This window comes from Pseudomonas sp. TZ252 (assembly GCF_056110345.1).
Genome location: NZ_CM148566.1, coordinates 1335570 through 1356147, shown reverse-complemented (window position 1 = coordinate 1356147; position 20578 = coordinate 1335570). Strand labels below are relative to the sequence as shown.

Sequence of the window (20578 nt, the reverse complement as noted above, 5' to 3'; positions counted from 1 at the left end):
CGGGGCGGCCATCCAGGCCGCCCTTCCTCTATCGGTTTGGTGGGAGATGACGACGATGCGAGCTTGGATTCTGGCAGGCTTGCTGCTCGCGGCGCTGGCCGCGCAAGCTGGCGAGGTGCATGGGGTCGAGGTCGAAGCGCGGTTGCGCGACTACTTCTTCGATGCCGCCCGACGCGGTGACCAGGCCATGCTGAAGGAGTTCGTCGAGGCCGGCTTCGACCTCGATGTGCAGGATGCCAAGGGCTATACCGCGCTGATCCTGGCCGCCTACCACGGCCATGGCGGAGCGGTGGAACAATTGCTGGAGGCCGGTGCCGACCCCTGCGTCCAGGATGCGCGCGGCAACACCGCCCTGATGGGCGCCATCTTCAAGGGCGAGGTCCGCATCGCCCGGCGCCTGATCGGCGCGCAATGCAGCCCCGACCAGCGCAACGGCGCAGGGCAGACCGCGGCCATGTACGCGGCGCTGTTCAAGCGCGAGGAGCTGCTCCAGGCGCTGTCGGCGCGCGGTGCCGACCTTGGCGCCCGCGATGCGTTGGGCAACAGCGTGGAAAGCCTGCGACGCGGCGAACTGAACGGCACTGCGGCGGCGAGGTGATCGGGGGCAATGTTCGGAGGAGGCCTGCTGGGCTAGTCTGGAGGTGTCGTATACAACGTCAGAGGAGGTCCGTCATGCCGCTCGAGCAACATCCGCTTTCCCGGGAGTTTCCGGATTTTCATGCCGAACTGAAGCAACTTCATGGCAACGACGCCCACTTCACTCGCCTGGCGGCGGACTATGAGAGCCTCGACAAGCGCATCTACGAGGTCGAGGGCGGTCGCGAACCCCTCGACGACCTGGCGCTGCAGGGGTTGAAGCAGCAACGGGTGCAACTCAAGGACGAAATCGCCGAGAGGCTGAGGAAGGCCAACGGAAAAGGCCATTGATTCATTCACGACAACGGCATGAAAAAGGGCGCCTCCGGCGCCCTTTTTCATGTGGGCATGCTCAGAAGGCGCCGCCGAAACGGAAACTCTGTCCGACCGCGACGAAACCCAGGCCCACCAGGGTGATCGCGGCGATGTGCCAGCCCAGCTTCGGCAGGCTCTCGGCGTCCAGGTTCGGGATCAGGCGCAGGCGCGCATGCACGCCCAGGGCGGCGGTCGCCGCCAGGAGCAGCAGCTTGAGCTGCAGGGCACGGGCCACCGGCGTGGCGCCGAACCAGTGGTCGAACGGCAGCCACAGGCTGGCCAGCCACAGGCCGCTGACCACCTGCAGCAGCAGGGCGGGGATGCCGATCCGCTCGTAGACCTGCTCGAAGGCACGGATCGCCTGGGGATCGCGGCGGCGCAGGGCGCCGGGGAGGATGCCGAGGGCCAGGACCAGGTGGCCGCCGACCCAGATCGCGGCACCCAGCAGGTGCAGGAACAGCAGTGTGCGCATGGAAGTCTCCTTGTCCGGCCATCAGTGTCGCGCGAAGCGCGGTCGATCGAGGCTGATCGGAATCAAGCCAGCGGCTATCATCTGCGCTTTGCCCGCGAGAGGAGTTCCCATGGCCAAGGCCAAGCGCATGTACGGCTGCACCGAGTGTGGCGCGACCTTCCCGAAATGGGCCGGCCAGTGCGCGGACTGCGGGGCCTGGAACACCCTGGTGGAGACCGTCGTCGAGGCCGCGCCGAGCGGCTCCGGCCGCGGCGGCTGGGCCGGCCAGCAGGCCAACCTGAAGACCCTGGCGGAGGTCAGCGTCGAGGAAATGCCGCGCTTCACGACCGGCTCCACCGAACTGGATCGGGTTCTCGGCGGCGGCCTGGTGGACGGTTCGGTGGTGCTGATCGGCGGCGATCCCGGCATCGGCAAGTCGACCATTCTCCTGCAGACCCTTTGCAACCTGGCCAGCCGCGTCCCGGCGCTGTACGTCACCGGCGAGGAATCCCAGCAGCAGGTGGCGATGCGCGCGCGGCGCCTGTCGTTGCCGGAAGACAAGCTCAAGGTGATGACCGAGACCAGCATCGAGACCATCATCGCCACCGCGCGCCAGGAGCAGCCGCGGGTGATGGTGATCGACTCGATCCAGACCATCTTCACCGAGCAGTTGCAATCGGCGCCGGGCGGCGTCGCCCAGGTCCGCGAGAGCGCCGCGATGCTGGTGCGCTATGCCAAGCAGAGCGGCACGGCGATCTTTCTGGTCGGCCACGTGACCAAGGAAGGCGCCCTGGCCGGCCCGCGGGTGCTCGAACACATGGTCGACACCGTACTGTATTTCGAGGGCGAATCAGACGGCCGCCTGCGCCTGCTGCGGGCGGTGAAGAACCGCTTCGGCGCGGTCAACGAACTGGGAGTGTTCGGCATGACCGACAAAGGCCTGAAGGAAGTGAGCAACCCTTCGGCGATCTTCCTCACGCGGGCCCAGGAAGCGGTGCCCGGCAGCGTGGTGATGGCCACCTGGGAAGGCTCGCGGCCGATGCTGGTGGAGGTCCAGGCGCTGGTCGACACCAGTCACCTGGCGAATCCGCGGCGGGTGACCCTGGGCCTCGACCAGAACCGCCTGGCGATGCTGCTGGCGGTGCTGCACCGGCACGGCGGTATCCCGACCTACGACCAGGACGTGTTCCTCAACGTGGTGGGTGGGGTCAAGGTGCTGGAAACCGCCTCCGACCTGGCGTTGATGGCGGCGGTGATGTCCAGCCTGCGCAACCGCCCGCTGCCGCACGACCTGCTGGTGTTCGGCGAGGTCGGGCTGTCCGGCGAGGTGCGTCCGGTGCCGAGCGGCCAGGAGCGCCTGAAGGAAGCCGGCAAGCATGGTTTCAAGCGTGCCATCGTACCCCTCGGCAACGCGCCGAAGGAGGCGCCGGCGGGATTGCAGGTGATCGCCGTGACGCGCCTCGAGCAGGCCCTGGACGCCCTCTTCGAGTGACCCGCCTCAGTCGTCGTGGGCGCTGACCAGCAGGGCCAGCTCGCGCTCGAGGAGTTCCTCGTCGCCCAGGTTCAGTTCCACCAGGCGGCGCAGGTGGCTGATGGAGTCGAGGTCGATGTGCTGGCATTCGAAGCCGAGCAGGCCGTCGCGAGCCCAGGCCAGGCTGATCTCCATGCGGATCAGTACATCCAGGCCCAGGTACAGGCGGGCCTCGAAGGGCCGTTGCGGGTCGCCGTTCCAGTCCTGCGGCTGGCCGACCAGGATGCCGTGCAGGGAGACGTCGTGGAGCAAGACCTCCCAGCGCCGTTCGCCCTGGAGGATCTCGCTGTCGGCGTCGAAGGCGATCCGGTGGAAACGTCGACGTTCGTCGTGCTGGTCACTCATGTCGCGATCCCTCGGTGCGCGCTGCTGGATACCACTATAGCCAAGCCATGCCGGCGGGGAAGTGGCGGAATTCGATCGGCGGTGCCGTCCGTCCCCGCCTGTGCGGCTGGATCGGCGGCATGTGTCCGAGTTTGACAGTTCGTCAAGTCTCGCCAAAGCTGCTAAAGCGTTTTTCTCCAAAATACAACTGCGGAGCGCAGACATGGACAAGCGACTTTTGAGCAAGGGGTTGGTTCTGGGGCTGCTGAGCCTGGGCAGCATGACGGCACACGCCGACGCGGCAGGCGGTAATGGCTGTGGTTGGGGCAACATGGTGTTCGAGGGCCAGCGCGGCCTGTTCCCGCACCTGCTGGCCACCACCACCAACGGTACCTCGGGCAACGCCACCTTCGGCATGACCTCCGGGACCAACGGTTGCAACACCAATGCACGCCTGGGCTACGGCGGCCGCTCGATCTTCGCCATGAACGGGATGCTCGACAACATCGCCGAGGACATGGCCAAGGGCCAGGGCGAAGCGCTCGACGCCTATGCCGTGCTGCTCGGCGTGGAAGCCAAGGACCGGGCGCACTTCGCCCAGGTCACCCAGCAGCATTTCGGCGAGATCTTCGCGAGCAAGGATGCGACGGGCGAACAGGTCCTGAGCAACACCCTGGCGGTGATGAGTCGCGACGGCACCCTGGCGCGCTACGCCAAGCAACCGGCCTGAGACCTCAGGCCCAGGAAAGAGCCCGCTACGGCGGGCTTTTTCGTGTGCGCGGCCTGCCCGCCGGAGGTTGCCGCCTTCGTTGCCACGGCAGACGAACGGCTTGGGCATGCGGCGTTTTCCCAGGGCGCTTCCTACGGAGAGGGCAAGGTCGCGCCGAAGCGTTTTCGCCTGGCCGGCCCTTGTCGGCCATGGACTTTTCCGGCGGATTCCTGCGACATTGCGCCTACCGCCATCGCGCGGTAACCGCTCTAGACTAAGGTCGTATGACCCCTGGTCGGTTCGCGGCTAGAATTTTCGCTGCAGAACTGCGCCCTCCATCTGTCGGAAGCCAAACACTATGAACAATAACAATAGCCTGCTACGTCACCTCGCCTGGCTGGTGGTGGCGATCGTGGGCGCCGCGGCCCTGGGCGTCGTCGCCCTGCGTCGTGGCGAAGCGATCAACGCCTTGTGGATCGTGGTGGCGGCGGTGGCCATCTACCTGGTCGCCTACCGTTACTACAGCCTGTTCATCGCCAGCAAGGTGATGCAACTGGACCCCAACCGCGCCACTCCCGCGGTACTCAACAACGATGGCCTGGACTACGTCCCGACCAACAAGCACATCCTCTTCGGCCACCACTTCGCCGCCATCGCCGGCGCCGGTCCGCTGGTCGGTCCGGTCCTTGCCGCGCAGATGGGCTACCTGCCCGGCACCCTCTGGCTGATCGCCGGCGTAGTCCTCGCCGGCGCGGTGCAGGACTTCATGGTCCTGTTCATCTCCAGCCGCCGCAACGGCCGCTCGCTGGGTGAGCTGGTGCGCGAGGAAATGGGCCAGGTGGCCGGGACCATCGCGCTGTTCGGCGCCTTCCTGATCATGATCATCATCCTCGCGGTGCTCGCGCTGATCGTGGTGAAGGCTCTGGCCGACAGCCCCTGGGGCATGTTCACCGTCCTCGCGACCATTCCCATCGCGCTGTTCATGGGCGTCTACATGCGCTTCATCCGCCCCGGCCGGATCGGCGAGATCTCGATCATCGGGGTGTTCCTCCTGCTCGGTTCGATCTGGCTCGGCGGGCAGGTCGCGGCCAGTCCGGAATGGGCGCCGCATTTCACCTTCAGTGGAATCCAGATCACCTGGATGCTGATCGGCTACGGCGCCGTCGCCTCGGTACTGCCGGTGTGGCTGCTGCTGGCGCCGCGCGACTACCTGTCAACCTTCCTCAAGATCGGCACCATCATCGGCCTGGCGATCGGCATCCTGATCGTCATGCCGGAACTGAAGATGCCGGCCCTGACCCAGTTCACCGACGGCACCGGCCCGGTCTGGAAAGGCAGCCTGTTCCCGTTCCTGTTCATCACCATCGCCTGCGGCGCGGTGTCCGGCTTCCACGCGCTGATCTCCTCGGGGACCACGCCGAAGCTGCTCAACCGCGAGCCCGACGCCCGCTACATCGGCTACGGCGGCATGCTGATGGAGTCCTTCGTGGCGATCATGGCGATGGTCGCCGCCTCGGTGATCGAGCCGGGCATCTACTTCGCCATGAACAGCCCGCCGGCGGTGGTCGGCGCCGACGTCAACGCGGTGGCCGCGACCGTCAGCAGCTGGGGCTTCGCCATCACGCCGGAGCAACTCACCCAGACCGCCCAGGACATCGGCGAGACCACCATCCTGGCCCGTGCCGGCGGCGCGCCGACCCTGGCGGTGGGGATCGCGCACATCCTCCACCAGGTGCTGCCGGGCGAGAACACCATGGCCTTCTGGTACCACTTCGCGATCCTCTTCGAGGCCTTGTTCATCCTCACCGCGGTGGACGCCGGCACCCGTGCCGGGCGCTTCATGCTGCAGGACCTGCTGGGCAACTTCGTGCCGGCGCTGAAGAAGACCGAGTCGTGGACCGCCAACATCATCGGCACCGGCGGCTGCGTGGCGCTGTGGGGCTGGCTGCTGTACCAGGGCGTGGTCGACCCGCTGGGCGGGATCAATACCCTGTGGCCGCTGTTCGGCATTTCCAACCAGATGCTCGCCGGCATCGCGCTGATGCTCGCCACCGTGGTCCTGATCAAGATGAAGCGCCAGCAGTATGTCTGGGTCACCATCCTGCCGGCGGCCTGGTTGCTGATCTGCACCACCACCGCGGGCCTGATCAAGATCTTCGACAGCAACCCGGCAGTCGGCTTCGTCGCTCTTGGCGAGAAGTACGCCACCGCGCTGGATGCCGGCCAGGTGCTGGCGCCGGCCAAGGATATCGGCCAGATGCAGCACGTGGTGCTGAACGCCTACATCAACGCCGGTCTGACCGTGCTGTTCCTGCTGGTGGTGTTCAGCGTACTGTTCTACGCCATCAAGGTCGGCATCGCGGCCTGGGGCAAGAGCGAGCGGACCGACAAGGAAACCCCGTTCGAGCCCATCCCCGACGCCTGACCGGCCGCGCTCCCCGGTTCGCCGGGGAGCCTTAACGAGGAACTCGCCATGTTCAACGACCTCAGCCGCATGGGCAAATACCTGGGCCAGGCCGCCCGGATGCTGGTCGGCATGCCCGACTACGACACTTACGTCGAGCACATGCGCAACAAGCACCCGGACAAGCCGGTGATGACCTACGAGGAGTTCTTCCGCGAGCGCCAGGAGGCGCGCTACGGTGGCGGCAAGGGTCGGCCGATCCGCTGCTGCTGAATCCCCATCCTTCCGCGGGCCACGTCTGACGTGGCCCGCGTCTTTTCTGGAAGTTGCGCATGTCCGAAGTAGCCAACGACAACCACGCCCCGATCCCCGTCACCGTGCTCACCGGCTTCCTCGGCGCCGGCAAGACCACCCTGCTCAAGTACCTGCTGCAGGCCGAGCACGGCATGAAGATCGCGGTGATCGAGAACGAGTACAGCGAGACGCCGATCGACGGCCAGTTGCTCGGCGTCGAGCCGGTGCAGGTGATGACGCTGTCCAATGGCTGCGTCTGCTGCTCGATCAACACCGACCTGGAAAAGGCTCTGTTCCTCCTGCTGGAGCGCCGCGACAACGGCGAAATCGACTTCGACCGCCTGGTGATCGAGTGCACCGGCCTGGCCGATCCGGCGCCGGTGGCGCAGACCTTCTTCGCCGACGAGGAACTCTGCCAGCGCTACGTGCTGGACGGCATCATCACCCTGGTGGACGCCGCCAACGCCGAGCGTCACCTGCAGGAAACCATCGCCCAGGCCCAGGTCGGCTTCGCCGACCGCATCCTGGTGAGCAAGACCGACCTGGTCGACGCCGCCACCTTCGAGGCCCTGGGCCAGCGCCTGCAACGGATCAACCGGAGGGCGCTGGTGCATGTGGTCGAGCACGGCCGCATCGACCTGGCGCACCTGCTCGACGTACGTGGCTTCAACCTCAACGCCGACCTCGGTCCTGGCATCGGCCTGCGCCCGCTGCGAGCGGTGGCAGCCAAGGACAGCCGTGATCGCATCGGCACCCTGGTACTGCGCAGCGACACGCCGCTCGATCTCGAAAGGCTGAGCGAGTTCATGGACGACCTGTTGCAGTGGCATGGCAATTCCCTGCTGCGCTACAAGGGCGTGCTGAACATCGCCGACGAGCCGCGTCGCCTGGTGTTCCAGGGCGTGCTGCGACTCTACGGCTTCGACTGGGATAGCGAGTGGCGGGACGACGAGGCGCGCGAGAGCGTGATCGTGTTCATCGGCGACAACCTGCCGGAGGACAGTATCCGCGAGGGCTTCGAACGCATCGTCGAAGGCCGCTGAGGCGCATCGACGCCAAAGGAGCGTGGAAATGGACAGGAACGCATTGATCGGCGCCTGGCGGGACTGCATCCGTGGCGCGGACAAATCCTGGGTGCTGTTCGCCCAGGGCACTTGCGTGATCCTCACGCAGCCGGAGCCGGACCTCGCGGCCCAGGCGCGGGCATTGCTGGCCGAGTGGGGAGCGGTACAGGTCGGCACGCCGGCGGGCGACTTCGGTGTGATCACCCTGGACAACGGCCGCGGCTGGGTGGTGACCGGGCATCACCCGGACATCCTTACCTTCGTCCCTCGCGAGGAACTGGAGGAGGACGCCGGCGAGCTGCTCGTCGGCATGCACGGCCGCTCCCGGCGGGGCGAGGATGCCGAGGCCTTGGCGGTGATCCATGTCGAGGACCGGCGATAACGCTACCCGGCGCCTCCTCCCTCGGAGGAAATGAAAAAGCCCGGCATTTGCCGGGCTCTTTCGTCTTGCCTTGTCGCCTAGTTGCCGTAGACCGGGAACTTGGCGCAGATCGCCTTGACCTTCTCGCGTACGCCGTCGACCACGGACTCGTCGCCCATGTTCTCGAGGATGTCGCAGATCCAGCCGGCCAGCTCGCGGCACTCGGCTTCCTTGAAGCCGCGGGTGGTCACGGCCGGGGTACCGATGCGCAGGCCGGAGGTGACGAACGGCGAGCGCGGATCGTTCGGGACCGAGTTCTTGTTCACGGTGATGAACGCGCGGCCGAGGGCTGCGTCGGCGTCTTTGCCGGTGATGTCCTGCTTGATCAGGGAGAGCAGGAACAGGTGGTTCTGGGTGCCGCCGGAAACCACGTCGAAACCGCGGTCGAGGAAGACCTGGGCCATGCTCTGGGCGTTCTTCAGGACCTGCTGCTGGTAGGTCTTGAACTCCGGCTGCAGGGCTTCCTTGAAGCACACCGCCTTGGCCGCGATCACGTGCTCCAGCGGACCGCCCTGGGCGCCGGGGAATACCGCGGAGTTGAGCTTCTTCTCGATCTCCTCGTTGGCGCGCGCCAGGATCAGGCCACCGCGCGGACCGCGCAGGGTCTTGTGGGTGGTGGTGGTGACCACGTCGGCGAACGGCACCGGGTTCGGGTAGACGCCAGCGGCGACCAGGCCGGCGACGTGGGCCATGTCGACGAACAGGTAGGCGCCGACCTTGTCGGCGATGGCGCGGAAGCGGGCGAAATCGAGGACCTGGGAATAGGCGGAGAAGCCGGCGACGATCATCTTCGGCTTGTGCTCCACGGCCAGGCGCTCGACTTCGTCGTAGTCGATCAGGCCATTGGCGTCGATGCCGTACTGCACGGCGTTGTACAGCTTGCCGGAGGAGGAGACGCTGGCGCCGTGGGTCAGGTGGCCGCCATGGGCCAGGCTCATGCCGAGGATGGTGTCGCCGGCCGACAGCAGGGCCAGGTAGACCGCGGCGTTGGCCTGGGAGCCGGCGTGCGGCTGGACGTTGGCGTAATCGGCGCCGAACAGTTGCTTGGCGCGGTCGATGGCCAGTTGCTCGACGATATCGACGTACTCGCAGCCGCCGTAGTAGCGCTTGTGCGGATAACCTTCGGCGTACTTGTTGGTCAGCACCGAACCCTGGGCTTCCATCACCGCCGGGCTGGTGTAGTTCTCGGAGGCGATCAGCTCGATGTGCTCTTCCTGGCGCTGGGCTTCCTGCTCCATCGCGGCAAAGAGTTCGGCATCGTAGCGGGCGAGGGTCAAATCACGGCTGAACATGGCGGTCCTCATAAGGATCGGTGCTGGGAAAAGGCGCGCATTCTAACCCATGCGGCGGGTGCTGGCACATGAAAGGCCATCATGTCGCGGACAAGCGGCGCTCAAGCGCGCCGCACGGCGGCTCAGCCCTCGTTGAACATGAACAGCACGTCGCTGGCGTAGAGCATGCCGAACTGCTCGGCGGGCATCGGCCGGCCGAACAGGTAGCCTTGCACCTCGTCGCAGCCGTGCTCGCGAAGGAAGTCCAGCTGGGCCTGGCTCTCCACGCCCTCGGCGATCACCATCAGGTTCAGGCTGTGGGCCATGGCAATGATCGCCCGGGCGATCTGTGCGTCCTGTTCGCCGTGGGGCAGGCCGTCGACGAAGCTGCGGTCGATCTTCAGCACGTCGATGGGGAACTGCTTGAGGTAGTTCAGCGAGGAGTAGCCGGTGCCGAAGTCGTCCACCGCGATGGCCAGGCCGAGGCGCTTGAGCCCGGAGAGGATCTGCATGGCCTCGGCGACGTCGCTCATCAGGATGCTTTCGGTCAGTTCCAGCTCCAGGCATGCCGGCGGGATGCCTGTCTCGTAGAGGATCGCGGCGATCCGCTCGCCCAACTGGCCATCGGCGAACTGCCGTGCCGAGAGGTTCACCGAGACCTTTGGCACCCGCACCTTGGCCTTGTGCCAGCTGCGTAACTGCTTGCAGGCTTCCGCCAGCAGCCAGTCGCCGACCTGGGCCACCAGGCCGATCTCCTCCAGCACCGGAATGAACTCGCTCGGCGGAACCAGTCCGCGGCGCGGATGCTGCCAGCGCAGCAGGGCCTCGGCGCCGGTCAGGCGGCGGCCGTCGCCGGTGAACTGCGGCTGGTAGTGGAGGACGAACTCGCCCAGTTCAAGGGCGCGGCGCAGGTCGCTTTCCAGTTCCAGGCGCTCCAGGGCGCGAGCGTTCATCTCGGCCTGGTAGAACTGGAAGTTGTTCTTGCCCATCTCCTTGGCGTGGTACATCGCCGTGTCGGCGTTCTTCATCAGCAGGCTCAGTTCGGCGCCGTCCTGGGGCGACAAGGCCACGCCGATGCTGGCGGTGACGAAGAATTCACGGCCTTCCAGGGTGAACGGCCGGGCCAGACGGCCGAGGATCAGCTCGGCGACCTGGATCGCCCGTTTCAGGGCGATCTCGCGGTCGCCCTGGGAAGGCAGCAGCAGGGTGAATTCGTCGCCGCCCATGCGCGCCACGGTATCGTCCTGGCTGACGCAGGCGCTCAGGCGGGTCGCCACTTCCTGCAGCATGCGGTCGCCGGCGGCGTGGCCGAGGGAGTCGTTGATCGGCTTGAAGCGGTCGAGGTCGAGGAACATCAGCACCACCCACTGGCCGTTGCGCTCGGCCTGCTGCAGGGCGGTATGCAGACGGTCCTGGAACAGCGTGCGGTTGGGCAGGTGGGTGAGGGCGTCGTAGTAGGCCAGGCGGTGGATGCGCCGCTCGCTGGCCTTGCGCTCGCTGATGTCGCTGAAGAAGCAGACGAAGCTGACCAGGTCGCCTTCCTCGTCACGCACCGCGGTGATGCCGACCCAGGACGGATAGAGTTCGCCGGTCTTGCGCTTCTGCAGGATCTCGCCTTCCCAGCTGCCGCTGTGCTGCAGGCTGGCGAGCACGTGCTTGAGCTGGTTGGCTTCCTGGCGGTCGGCGGTGAGCAGGCGCGGCTGCTGGTCGAGCACGTCGGCCGGGCTGTAGCCGGTCAGGCGCGAGAAGGAATCGTTGACCTGGACGATGTAGCCGGCCGGGTCGGTGACCATGATCGCCGCCGTGGAGTGTTCGAATACCGTCGCCGCCATCCGCAGCTCGCGTTCGGCGCGGCGCTGCTGGCTGATGTCGCGGGCGATGCCGAGCAGGCCTTCGAAGCGGTCGTGCTCGTCCCACATCAGGACGATCCGCAGTTCGATGGGAATCTTGCGTCCGTCGGCGCGCAGGCAGTCGAGGGCGAACAGATGCTGGCCAGGGTTTTCCCGCAGCTCGGCGAGCTTCTGGCGGTCGCCGATGGCGTGCCGCACGCGGCGCAGCAGGCCGTTCAGGCGGCCGAGCTGGCGCGGGTTGGTGGCGGTCTGGTGGAGGCCGTTGAGCAGCGCCCATTCCGGGCTGTAGCCGAACACGTGCTGTACCGAGGGGCTGACGTAGCTGGCGTTGAGCTCGGCGTCGGTGGAGAAGATCACGTCGCTGATGTTTTCCGCCAGCATGCGGTAGCGTCGGCCGTTCTCGCGCAGCGCGTTGTTCGCCTCGACGGTGAAGGTGATGTCCTTGGCCACGCCGATCAGGCGCGCCACGCGACCGCTGCGGTCGCGGCTGAAGGCCTGCTCGCGGATGTCGAACCAGTGCCAGCGGCCGTCGCGGTGGCGCCAGCGCAGCTGGCTGTCGAGCAGCAGGCCGTCGCCGACCACGTGCTGCAGGTTGCGGATGCGCCAGTAGTATTCCTGGTCGTCGGGGTGCAGCAGGGTTTCCCAGAAGTTCTCGCCCATCCGCGCCAGTTCTTCCTGGTTGTAGCCCAGTTGCTGGCCCAGGTGATGGTTGCTGAAGATCACCCGGCGCGCGTGCAGGTCGTGGATGTAGAGGGTATCGGGCACCGCCTGGACCGCGTCCGACCAGAACTTCTCGCGCTCGATCAGCGACAGTTCGACTTCCTTGCGACTGGTGACGTCGGACAGGCTGAGGGTCACCGCATGCCATTCGCCGGGGTTTTCCGGCAGGCGCAGTTGCAACCACAGGTGCCGCGGCGTGCTCTTGCCGCAGCGCAGCGTGGCTTCCAGTTCGAGTACCGGCCGGCGTTCGATGAGCGCCTCGATCACCTGCAGGCGCAGGCTGTCCGGTTGTAGCGGGCCGTGGTCGAGCAAGCGCTGCCAGGCCTGTTCGGTGGAATCGATCTGCAGCAGGCGGCGACTGACATCGTTGATCTCGGTGATGCGGATCCGCTCCAGCAGCGCCTGCTGCCGCCCGGGTTCGCCGGCGAGCCAGGCGCGCAGTGCGGCGCAGCTGTCCAGGCCTTGCTCCACCAGAGCCTGGCGCAGGGCGGAGAGGTCGAGCACGCAGAGGGCCACGCCGACCCCTTCGAAGATGTCCTGGTAGCGCCGCCGGGTTTCCTCCAGGACGCCGAGGGCGTGCTGTTCCTCGGTGACGTCGCGCAACACCCAGACCTGCCCGCCCTGGAGTATCTGCTCGCGGAGGGTCCAGGCCTGGTCGGCGAGCGCCGGATAGCTGGCCAGCGGATGGCGGCTGAGGGTGAACGTCCGCGGCTCGCCGCGCACCCGCAGCGGCAGCAGCTCGCTACGGGTCTCGCCGTCGCCACCGGCGTCCGTCAGCCAGCCTGGCTCGAGGTCCGGCAGCAGGCCCAGCAGATGATGCTGGCGGGCCTGGGCCGAACTGATGCCGAAGAGGCGTTCGGCCTGGGGATTGAGGTAGCTGAGGCGGCCGTCGGCGCGGGTCACCAGCACCCGCTCGTCGATCGCCGCCAGTGCCGTGGCCGCCTGGCGCAGGCTGCGCTGCGAGGCCAGGGTCATGGCGCGCAGGCCCTGTTGCTCGCGGTGCAGGCGCAGCAGCATGTACACGGTGACGCCGACCAGCAGGAGGAAGATCGCCAGCTCGCCGCCGATTCCCGGCAGCAGGCCGAGCCGCACTCGCGTGCTGTCGTAGAGCCCGCGAAGCTGCCAGTCGCTGTTGCGCAGCGGTTCCACGCCGAGGGTCTGCATGTCGTCGAGCAGCGCCGTGCTCCCCGGGGTATGCCAGAGCACCCGCCCGGCGTATTGGTCTTCCAGGCGCCAGAGCAGGTTGCCGGTGGGCAGGTCGGGACTCCACTGGGCGAGGCTGTCGCTGGCCAGGTGCAACAGCCAGAAGCCACTGTCGCGGCGGCTGCCGGGTTCGCGCAGGGTCAGGTAGAGGGATTCGCCGTCGCGCGGGTCGAGGCAATAGTGGTAGAGGCCGGAGCCGGCGTGCTGGCGCAACTGCTCGGGCAGCGTCCTTTCCGGCGACGGGCTGTCCGTCTGCGGGGCGCTGTCCACCCATTGCAACTGGCGCACCTGCGGCAGCGCATCGCTGATGCGCGGCAACAGCCTGCCCTGGATCTCGCCACGCTCGCTGGGGGGCACGCCCGGGAGCAGGGCGAGGGCGGTGCGCGCCTTGAGTTCGAGGGTCAGGGACAGGCGGTCGTTGAGACGATCGAGCTGGGCCGCGGCTCGCTCGTGTTCGAAGCGTTCCTGCTGGCGCAGCTCCTGGCTCATCTGCCAGAGCAGCAGGCCGAGCATCAACAGGACCAGCAACAGCAGGCCAGCCTTGGCTGCCGGTCGGTCGGGTACGGTCAGTGGGTCGCCGGCGGGAGGCGGCGACGGGGTTAGCGAGGGGGTCGACACTGACCGGAATTCCTGGGGGAGGTGTGATTCGGTAGACAGTTAGGATGCCCGGAAGCAAGGCCAAGTGCCAGTATCGCCGACGAGCGTCACGGTCCTTTCCGGCTGTCGAGGCACTTTGTCGCAGGACCGGTGACGACTGATCTTCCCGAGTGTCGAGCAGGCCTCCGGGCGGCCGAAGTCGACGGCACGCGGATCGGTCCGTGCCATGCGGCGACGAGAGGGGCGCCGCCGCGGGCGCGAGGGTCAGGAGCGAGCCGGATTGGAGGCGCCATGGAGGAACATCTGCTCCAGGGTATGCGCGGAATTGGAGCTGGCCGCCCGTCCGCGACGTTCCGCATCGACCATGCCGTAGACCAGGGTGATGAACAGTTCGGTGAACACGGCCGCCGTGATGTCGATGCGAAACACGCCTTTCTGCTGTCCGCGCAGGAAGAAGGCGTCCAGCGCTTCCAGGTAGGACTGCCAGCGTGCGCCTTCGCCGTGCGGGTCGAGGAAGTCCGGGCGGTACTGGAATACCAGGAATACCAGCAGCTCGCGGTGGGTGAGGTGTTCCTTGATCAGGCGCTGCAACGCCTCCAGAGGCTCGGCATGCTCCAGGTCGCAGGCCTGGATGATCTGGTTCAGTACGGTCTCTCCGTGGTCCTCGAGCATCTGCACCAGGTTGTCCCGCGTGCCGCAGAAGCGGTGCAGGGTGGCCTTGCTTACGCCGGCCGCCTCGGCCAGTTCCTTCAGCGTCGCTCGCGGGCGGTCGACGATAGCGACTGCCAGCGCCTTGATGAGTCGCTCGTCATGGGAAATCAGGGTCATCGATGGGTCCCGGTTGGTTTTTCTGATTGTGCGCATTGTGCAGAAAACTGGCCTCGCGTCCAAAGGAATTAGCTGTCAAAAGATCATTTGAGACAATATTGACTCAATTAGCTCGAAAAAGTACCATTCGATCCGTTTTCAATCAACGGTCGGGTGTGTCATGGCTGATTTGCGTGCAATAGGAAGGATCGGGGCGTTGGCTATGGCCATCGCGTTGGCGGGTTGTGGGCCGGCGGAAGAGCGACAGGAGGCCGCCGAAATGGTGTTGCCGGTGGAGGTCCTGACGGTGCAGGCCGAGCCCCTGGCGCTGAGTTCGGAACTGCCTGGGCGGATCGAACCGGTGCGGGTCGCCGAGGTGCGCGCGCGGGTGGCCGGCATCGTCGTGCGGAAGCGCTTCGAGGAGGGCGCCGACGTCAAGGCTGGCGACCTGCTGTTCCAGATCGATCCGGCACCGCTGAAGGCTGCGGTGTCGCGCGCCGAAGGTGAGCTGGCGCGGAACCGCGCGGTGCTGTTCGAGGCGCAGGCGCGGGTGCGTCGCTACGAGCCGCTGGTGAAGATCCAGGCGGTCAGCCAGCAGGACTTCGATACCGCCACCGCCGACCTGCGCAGCGCCGAGGCGGCGACCCGCTCGGCCCAGGCCGACCTGGAGACCGCGCGCCTGAACCTCGGCTACGCCTCGGTCACTGCGCCGATCTCCGGGCGCATCGGCCGCGCGCTGGTGACCGAGGGCGCGCTGGTCGGGCAGGGCGAGGCGACGCTGATGGCGCGTATCCAGCAGCTCGATCCGATCTATGCGGATTTCACCCAGACCGCGGCCGAGGCCCTGCGCCTGCGCGACGCCCTGAAGAAAGGCACCTTGGCCGCCGGCGACAGCCAGGCGCTGACCCTGCGCGTCGAAGGGACGCCCTACGAGCGCCAGGGCGCGTTGCAGTTCGCCGACGTGGCGGTGGATCGCGGCACCGGCCAGATCGCCCTGCGCGGCAAGTTCGCCAACCCCGACGGGGTCCTGCTGCCGGGCATGTACGTGCGCGTACGTACGCCCCAGGGCATCGACAACCAGGCGATCCTGGTGCCGCAACGGGCCGTGCACCGCTCCAGCGACGGCAGCGCCCAGGTGATGGTGGTGGGCGCCGACGAGCGCGCCGAGGCGCGCAGCGTCGGTACCGGCGTCATGCAGGGTTCGCGCTGGCAGATCACCGAGGGCCTGGAGCCGGGTGACCGGGTCATAGTCGGCGGCCTGGCTGCGGTGCAGCCGGGGGTGAAGATCGTGCCGAAGCCGGATGGTGCCCAGGCGCAAGCCCAGTCACCTGCGCCGCAACAGTAAGGGCGGGTTCGCCCCGAGGATTTTCCGATGTCCGAATTCTTCATCAAGCGGCCGAACTTCGCCTGGGTGGTGGCCCTGTTCATCTCCCTGGCCGGCCTGCTGGTCATTTCCAAATTGCCGGTAGCGCAGTACCCCAATGTCGCGCCGCCACAGATCACCATCACCGCCACCTATCCCGGCGCCTCGGCGAAGGTGCTGGTGGACTCCGTCACCAGTGTGCTCGAGGAGTCGCTGAACGGCGCCAAGGGCCTGCTCTACTTCGAGTCGACCAACAACTCCAACGGCACCGCCGAGATCGTCGTCACCTTCGAGCCGGGCACCGATCCGGACCTGGCCCAGGTGGACGTGCAGAACCGCCTGAAGAAAGCCGAGGCGCGCATGCCGCAGGCGGTGCTGACCCAGGGCCTGCAGGTCGAGCAGACCAGCGCCGGTTTCCTGCTGATCTATGCGCTCAGCTACAAGGAAGGCGCTCAGCGCAGCGACACCACCGCCCTCGGCGACTACGCCGCGCGCAATATCAACAACGAGCTGCGGCGCCTGCCGGGCGTCGGCAAGCTGCAATTCTTCTCTTCCGAGGCGGCCATGCGGGTCTGGATCGATCCGCAGAAGCTGGTGGGCTTCGGCCTCTCCATCGACGACGTGAGCAATGCCATCCGCGGGCAGAACGTGCAGGTGCCGGCCGGCGCCTTCGGCAGCGCACCGGGCAGTTCCGCGCAGGAGCTGACGGCGACCCTGGCGGTGAAGGGCACCCTGGACGATCCGCAGGAGTTCGGCCAGGTAGTGCTGCGCGCCAACGAGGACGGCTCGCTGGTCCGGCTCGCCGATGTCGCGCGCCTGGAACTCGGCAAGGAGAGCTACAACATTTCCTCGCGACTGAACGGCACGCCCACCGTGGGCGGGGCGATCCAGCTGTCGCCCGGGGCCAACGCGATCCAGACCGCTACCCTGGTGAAACAGCGTCTCGCCGAACTGTCGGCGTTCTTCCCCGAGGACATGCAGTACAGCGTGCCCTACGACACCTCGCGCTTCGTCGACGTGGCCATCGAGAAGGTGATCCACACCCTGATCGAAGCGATGGTCCTGGTGTTCCTGGTGATGTTCCTGTTCCTGCAGAACGTCCGCTACACCCTGATCCCGTCCATCGTGGTGCCGGTGTGCCTGCTGGGTACGCTGATGGTGATGTACCTGCTGGGGTTCTCGGTGAACATGATGACCATGTTCGGCATGGTCCTGGCGATCGGCATCCTGGTGGACGACGCCATCGTGGTGGTGGAGAACGTCGAGCGGATCATGGCGGAGGAGGGGATTTCCCCGGCCGAGGCCACGGTCAAGGCGATGAAGCAGGTATCCGGCGCCATCGTCGGCATCACCCTGGTGCTCTCGGCGGTGTTCCTGCCGCTGGCTTTCATGGCCGGTTCGGTGGGGGTGATCTACCAGCAGTTCTCGGTGTCGCTGGCGGTCTCGATCCTGTTCTCCGGCTTCCTCGCCCTGACCTTCACCCCGGCGCTGTGCGCCACGCTGCTCAAGCCCATTCCCGAAGGGCACCACGAGAAGCGCGGCTTCTTCGGCGCCTTCAACCGTGGCTTCGCCCGCGTCACCGAGCGCTATTCGCTGCTCAACTCGAAGCTGGTGGCGCGCGCCGGACGCTTCATGCTGGTGTACGCCGGCCTGGTGGCCATGCTCGGCTACTTCTACCTGCGCCTGCCGGAAGCCTTCGTGCCGGCGGAAGACCTCGGCTACATGGTGGTCGACGTGCAACTGCCGCCTGGTGCTTCGCGTGTGCGCACCGATGCCACCGGCGAGGAGCTCGAGCGCTTCCTCAAGTCCCGCGAGGCGGTGGCTTCGGTGTTCCTGATCTCGGGCTTCAGCTTCTCCGGCCAGGGCGACAATGCCGCGCTGGCCTTCCCGACCTTCAAGGACTGGTCCGAGCGAGGCGCCGAGCAGTCGGCCGCCGCCGAGATCGCCGCGCTGAACGAGCATTTCGCGCTGCCCGACGATGGCACGGTCATGGCCGTGTCGCCGCCACCGATCAACGGTCTGGGTAACTCCGGCGGCTTCGCATTGCGCCTGATGGACCGTAGCGGGGTCGGCCGCGAAGCGCTGCTGCAGGCTCGCGATACTCTTCTTGGCGAGATCCAGACCAACCCGAAATTCCTTTACGCGATGATGGAAGGACTGGCCGAAGCGCCGCAACTGCGCCTGTTGATCGACCGGGAGAAGGCCCGTGCCCTGGGGGTGAGCTTCGAGACCATCAGCGGCACGCTGTCCGCTGCCTTCGGCTCGGAGGTGATCAACGACTTCACCAATGCGGGGCGCCAACAGCGGGTGGTGATCCAGGCCGAACAGGGCAACCGGATGACCCCGGAAAGCGTGCTCGAGCTATACGTGCCTAACGCTGCTGGCAACCTGGTACCGCTCAGCGCCTTCGTCAGCGTGAAATGGGAAGAGGGACCGGTGCAATTGGTGCGCTATAACGGCTACCCGTCGATCCGCATCGTCGGTGACGCCGCGCCCGGCTTCAGTACCGGCGAAGCCATGGCGGAAATGGAGCGCCTGGCCGCGCAGCTGCCGGCCGGCATCGGCTACGAGTGGACCGGCCTGTCCTATCAGGAGAAGGTCTCCGCCGGGCAGGCCACCAGCCTGTTCGCCCTCGCCATCCTGGTGGTGTTCCTGTTGCTGGTGGCGCTCTACGAGAGCTGGTCGATCCCGCTGTCGGTGATGCTGATCGTGCCGATCGGCGCCATCGGCGCGGTGCTCGCGGTGATGGTCAGCGGTATGTCCAACGACGTGTATTTCAAGGTCGGCCTGATCACCATCATCGGTCTTTCGGCGAAGAACGCGATTCTCATCGTCGAGTTCGCCAAGGAACTCTGGGAGCAGGGGCATAGCCTGCGCGACGCCGCCATCGAGGCCGCGCGCCTGCGCTTCCGGCCGATCATCATGACTTCCATGGCGTTCATCCTCGGCGTGATACCCCTGGCCCTGGCCAGCGGTGCCGGCGCGGCGAGCCAGCGTGCCATCGGCACCGGAGTGATCGGCGGGATGCTCAGCGCCACCTTCCTCGGCGTGCTGTTCGTACCTATCTGTTTCGTCTGGCTGCTGTCGCTGCTGCGCAGCAAGCCGGCACCCATCGAACAGGCCGCTTCGGCCGGGGAGTGAACGAGATGCGCAAACCTGCTTTCGGCGTATCGGCGCTGCTGATCGCCCTGACCCTCGGTGCCTGCTCCATGGCGCCGACCTACGAACGTCCCGCCGCGCCGGTGGCCGACAGCTGGAGCGGCGCCGCCGCCCAGCGCCAGGGCGCGGCGATCGACACGCTGGATTGGAAGAGTTTCATCGTCGATGCCGAACTACGCCGCCTGGTGGGCGTGGCCCTGGATAACAACCGCTCGCTGCGCCAGACCCTCCTGGATATCGAGGCGGCCCGCGCGCAGTACCGAATCCAGCGCGCCGACCGGGTTCCGGGCCTGAATGCCGCTGCCACCGGCAACCGCCAGCGGCAGCCGGCCGACCTGTCCGCCGGCAATCGCTCGGAAGTGGCCAGCAGCTACCAGGTCGGGCTGGCCCTGCCGGAGTACGAACTGGACCTCTTCGGTCGGGTCAAGAGCCTGACCGACGCAGCCCTGCAACAGTACCTGGCCAGCGAGGAGGCAGCGCGCGCGGCACGGATCGCCCTGGTCGCCGAGGTCAGCCAGGCCTACCTGAGCTACGACGGCGCCCTGCGGCGCCTGGCGCTGACCCGTCAGACCCTGGTCAGCCGCGAGTATTCCTTCGCCCTGATCGACCAGCGCCGCGCGGCCGGCGCCGCCACCGCGCTGGACTACCAGGAAGCCCTTGGCCTGGTGGAGCAGGCGCGCGCCGAGCAGGAGCGCAACCTGCGGCAGAAACAGCAGGCATTCAACGCGCTGGTGTTGCTGCTGGGTAGCGACGATGCCGCGCAGGCGATTCCGCGGAGTCCGGGGCAGCGGCCGAAGCTGCTGCAGGACATCGCTCCCGGCACGCCGTCCGAGCTGATCGAGCGACGCCCGGACATCCTTGCCGCCGAACATCGTTTGCGGGCGCGCAACGCGGATATCGGCGCGGCGCGCGCGGCGTTCTTCCCGCGCATCAGCCTGACCGGCAGCTTCGGCACCTCCAGCGCGGAAATGTCCGGCCTGTTCGATGGCGGCTCGCGCTCCTGGAGCTTCCTGCCGACGCTGACGCTGCCGATCTTCGATGGCGGGCGCAACCGTGCCAACCTGAGCCTGGCCGAGGCGCGCAAGGATTCGGCGGTGGCCGCCTACGAGGGGACCATCCAGACCGCTTTCCGCGAGGTCGCCGACGCCCTGGCGGCCAGCGATACCCTGCGTCGCGAAGAGAAGGCCCTGCGCGCCCTGGCGAACAGCAGCAACGAAGCCCTGAAGCTGGCCAAGGCACGCTACGAGAGTGGCGTCGACAACCACCTGCGCTACCTCGATGCGCAGCGCAGCAGCTTCCTCAACGAGATCGCCTTCATCGACGGCAGCACCCAGCGGCAGATCGCCCTGGTCGACCTGTTCCGCGCGCTCGGCGGAGGCTGGGACGAGGGACGGAGCCTGGTGGTACATCGAGGCGGCAGGAGTTGAGCGGGTAAACGTGTGGGAAACGGTGCTAGCGG

The 20578-nt window shown here is 67.0% G+C and carries 16 protein-coding genes; 11 read left to right on the top strand and 5 right to left on the bottom strand.

Annotated features, from left to right (window positions below; genetic code table 11):
- Positions 1 to 46: 46 nt before the first annotated feature.
- Together ACYAF3_RS06270 and ACYAF3_RS06265 are read left to right on the top strand one after the other, a co-directional pair.
- Complete coding sequence (locus ACYAF3_RS06270) at positions 47 to 598, top strand: ankyrin repeat domain-containing protein (protein WP_079744055.1); 552 nt, start codon at positions 47 to 49, stop codon at positions 596 to 598.
- Between the two features lie 74 nt (positions 599 to 672).
- Positions 673 to 927, top strand: a complete 255-nt coding sequence (locus ACYAF3_RS06265) for an HP1242/YdcH family protein (protein WP_003104887.1) — start codon at positions 673 to 675, stop codon at positions 925 to 927.
- Positions 928 to 988: 61 nt separating this feature from the next.
- On the opposite strand, the gene ACYAF3_RS06260 is transcribed toward ACYAF3_RS06265, so the two are convergent.
- The gene (locus tag ACYAF3_RS06260) at positions 989 to 1423 is read right to left on the bottom strand and encodes a CopD family protein (RefSeq protein WP_003112796.1); all 435 of its coding nucleotides are present in this window, start codon (positions 1421 to 1423) and stop codon (positions 989 to 991) included.
- A gap of 109 nt (positions 1424 to 1532) precedes the next feature.
- Between ACYAF3_RS06260 and radA the strand changes: the two genes are divergently transcribed.
- A complete protein-coding gene (gene radA / locus ACYAF3_RS06255; RefSeq protein WP_003094867.1) occupies positions 1533 to 2894 on the top strand; it encodes a DNA repair protein RadA in 1362 nt (453 codons plus the stop codon).
- Between the two features lie 6 nt (positions 2895 to 2900).
- Here radA and mapZ read toward each other — a convergent pair whose 3' ends face one another.
- Positions 2901 to 3278 (bottom strand): cyclic di-GMP-binding protein MapZ, encoded by a 378-nt coding sequence (gene mapZ / locus ACYAF3_RS06250; protein WP_003094864.1) that lies wholly within the window; start codon positions 3276 to 3278, stop codon positions 2901 to 2903.
- A gap of 202 nt (positions 3279 to 3480) precedes the next feature.
- Here mapZ and ACYAF3_RS06245 point away from each other — a divergent pair, with 202 nt between their 5' ends.
- The 5 genes from ACYAF3_RS06245 to ACYAF3_RS06225 all read left to right on the top strand — a co-directional run bounded on the left by ACYAF3_RS06245 (position 3481) and on the right by ACYAF3_RS06225 (position 8110).
- The gene (locus ACYAF3_RS06245; protein ID WP_003094862.1) at positions 3481 to 3987 is read left to right on the top strand and encodes a DUF3015 domain-containing protein; all 507 of its coding nucleotides are present in this window, start codon (positions 3481 to 3483) and stop codon (positions 3985 to 3987) included.
- Between the two features lie 337 nt (positions 3988 to 4324).
- Entirely contained in the window at positions 4325 to 6391 is a 2067-nt protein-coding gene (locus tag ACYAF3_RS06240; RefSeq protein WP_003094859.1) for a carbon starvation CstA family protein, read from the top strand.
- 48 nt (positions 6392 to 6439) lie between these two features.
- Positions 6440 to 6643 (top strand): YbdD/YjiX family protein, encoded by a 204-nt coding sequence (locus ACYAF3_RS06235; protein ID WP_003094856.1) that lies wholly within the window; start codon positions 6440 to 6442, stop codon positions 6641 to 6643.
- A 59-nt stretch (positions 6644 to 6702) separates the two neighbouring features.
- Positions 6703 to 7707, top strand: a complete 1005-nt coding sequence (gene yjiA / locus ACYAF3_RS06230; protein ID WP_003094852.1) for a GTPase — start codon at positions 6703 to 6705, stop codon at positions 7705 to 7707.
- Positions 7708 to 7729: 22 nt separating this feature from the next.
- Positions 7730 to 8110, top strand: a complete 381-nt coding sequence (locus tag ACYAF3_RS06225) for a hypothetical protein (RefSeq protein ID WP_003121337.1) — start codon at positions 7730 to 7732, stop codon at positions 8108 to 8110.
- A 77-nt stretch (positions 8111 to 8187) separates the two neighbouring features.
- Here the strand turns inward: ACYAF3_RS06225 and glyA are convergent, their stop codons facing one another.
- The 3 genes from glyA to nfxB all read right to left on the bottom strand — a co-directional run bounded on the left by glyA (position 8188) and on the right by nfxB (position 14618).
- Positions 8188 to 9441, bottom strand: coding sequence for a serine hydroxymethyltransferase (gene glyA, locus ACYAF3_RS06220; protein WP_003094846.1), 1254 nt, complete (start codon positions 9439 to 9441; stop codon positions 8188 to 8190).
- 122 nt (positions 9442 to 9563) lie between these two features.
- Positions 9564 to 13811, bottom strand: coding sequence for a cyclic di-GMP receptor MorA (gene morA / locus ACYAF3_RS06215; protein WP_003146006.1), 4248 nt, complete (start codon positions 13809 to 13811; stop codon positions 9564 to 9566).
- A 243-nt stretch (positions 13812 to 14054) separates the two neighbouring features.
- Positions 14055 to 14618, bottom strand: a complete 564-nt coding sequence (gene nfxB / locus ACYAF3_RS06210; RefSeq protein WP_003094842.1) for an efflux pump transcriptional repressor NfxB — start codon at positions 14616 to 14618, stop codon at positions 14055 to 14057.
- 160 nt (positions 14619 to 14778) lie between these two features.
- On the opposite strand from nfxB, the gene mexC reads away from it, so the two are divergent.
- Genes mexC through oprJ form a run of 3 tightly spaced genes read left to right on the top strand, consistent with a single transcriptional unit; the run spans position 14779 to position 20546 of the window.
- Positions 14779 to 15942, top strand: a complete 1164-nt coding sequence (gene mexC / locus ACYAF3_RS06205) for a multidrug efflux RND transporter periplasmic adaptor subunit MexC (RefSeq protein WP_004352726.1) — start codon at positions 14779 to 14781, stop codon at positions 15940 to 15942.
- 27 nt (positions 15943 to 15969) lie between these two features.
- Complete coding sequence (mexD, locus tag ACYAF3_RS06200) at positions 15970 to 19101, top strand: multidrug efflux RND transporter permease subunit MexD (protein WP_003116285.1); 3132 nt, start codon at positions 15970 to 15972, stop codon at positions 19099 to 19101.
- Positions 19102 to 19106: 5 nt separating this feature from the next.
- Positions 19107 to 20546 (top strand): multidrug efflux transporter outer membrane subunit OprJ, encoded by a 1440-nt coding sequence (gene oprJ, locus ACYAF3_RS06195; RefSeq protein ID WP_003116284.1) that lies wholly within the window; start codon positions 19107 to 19109, stop codon positions 20544 to 20546.
- The last annotated feature ends 32 nt before the right edge of the window (positions 20547 to 20578 follow it).

Bases quoted from the DNA above. Each gene is read 5' to 3' on its own strand.
- ACYAF3_RS06245 (WP_003094862.1), top strand. From the start codon at position 3,481: ATGGACAAGCGACTTTTGAGCAAGGGGTTGGTTCTGGGGCTGCTGAGC.
- ACYAF3_RS06235 (WP_003094856.1), top strand. From the start codon at position 6,440: ATGTTCAACGACCTCAGCCGCATGGGCAAATACCTGGGCCAGGCCGCC.
- ACYAF3_RS06265 (WP_003104887.1), top strand. From the start codon at position 673: ATGCCGCTCGAGCAACATCCGCTTTCCCGGGAGTTTCCGGATTTTCAT.
- yjiA (WP_003094852.1), top strand. From the start codon at position 6,703: ATGTCCGAAGTAGCCAACGACAACCACGCCCCGATCCCCGTCACCGTG.
- mexC (WP_004352726.1), top strand. From the start codon at position 14,779: ATGGCTGATTTGCGTGCAATAGGAAGGATCGGGGCGTTGGCTATGGCC.
- mapZ (WP_003094864.1), bottom strand. From the start codon at position 3,278: ATGAGTGACCAGCACGACGAACGTCGACGTTTCCACCGGATCGCCTTC.
- radA (WP_003094867.1), top strand. From the start codon at position 1,533: ATGGCCAAGGCCAAGCGCATGTACGGCTGCACCGAGTGTGGCGCGACC.
- glyA (WP_003094846.1), bottom strand. From the start codon at position 9,441: ATGTTCAGCCGTGATTTGACCCTCGCCCGCTACGATGCCGAACTCTTT.
- mexD (WP_003116285.1), top strand. From the start codon at position 15,970: ATGTCCGAATTCTTCATCAAGCGGCCGAACTTCGCCTGGGTGGTGGCC.
- oprJ (WP_003116284.1), top strand. From the start codon at position 19,107: ATGCGCAAACCTGCTTTCGGCGTATCGGCGCTGCTGATCGCCCTGACC.
- nfxB (WP_003094842.1), bottom strand. From the start codon at position 14,618: ATGACCCTGATTTCCCATGACGAGCGACTCATCAAGGCGCTGGCAGTC.
- ACYAF3_RS06260 (WP_003112796.1), bottom strand. From the start codon at position 1,423: ATGCGCACACTGCTGTTCCTGCACCTGCTGGGTGCCGCGATCTGGGTC.
- ACYAF3_RS06240 (WP_003094859.1), top strand. From the start codon at position 4,325: ATGAACAATAACAATAGCCTGCTACGTCACCTCGCCTGGCTGGTGGTG.
- ACYAF3_RS06270 (WP_079744055.1), top strand. From the start codon at position 47: ATGACGACGATGCGAGCTTGGATTCTGGCAGGCTTGCTGCTCGCGGCG.